This is a genomic window from Desulfosporosinus sp. OT (assembly GCF_000224515.1).
Classification (GTDB): domain Bacteria; phylum Bacillota; class Desulfitobacteriia; order Desulfitobacteriales; family Desulfitobacteriaceae; genus Desulfosporosinus.
In genome coordinates, this window is the sequence record NZ_AGAF01000158.1 from 1 (window position 1) to 380 (window position 380).

At 50.8% G+C, this 380-nt stretch carries 1 protein-coding gene; it reads right to left on the reverse strand.

Going from position 1 to position 380, the window contains the following annotated elements; translation table 11 throughout:
- A partial coding sequence (locus tag DOT_RS14495; protein WP_040412289.1) for a hypothetical protein occupies positions 1-365 on the reverse strand: 365 nt, incomplete at its 3' end.
- Positions 366-380 lie beyond the last annotated feature (15 nt).

A 380-nucleotide genomic window follows, 5' to 3' on the forward strand; every position in this document is an offset into this window, starting at 1 on the left:
CCCTTCAGGGCTTGGCTCATATCCTTGCTCTCTGCCAGTCTGTCGGCCGGAACGGAGCCATAGGACAGTTTTTTTCCCTGCAGGCTGTAAAGTTCGACGCTGCATCCCACCTGGCTGCTGAGCTGCCTGGAAATGCCCGGGGCCTCAGCGGGAAGGGACGCGGCGGTCAAGTCCAGATTACCGAATAACAGATACTGGCTCAAATAGCCATCCAGATTTTTTTTGGCCGCAATCATATCCTCCCTGATGATCCGCTGGGAGTTTTGCCGGGTGGTGTTATAAACCCCAAAGGTCAGCACGGAAAAACCGCAAAACAAGATCAGTGAATAATAAATGAGTATTTTCAGCTGGAGCGAAGATTTCATATTATATACCCGCTT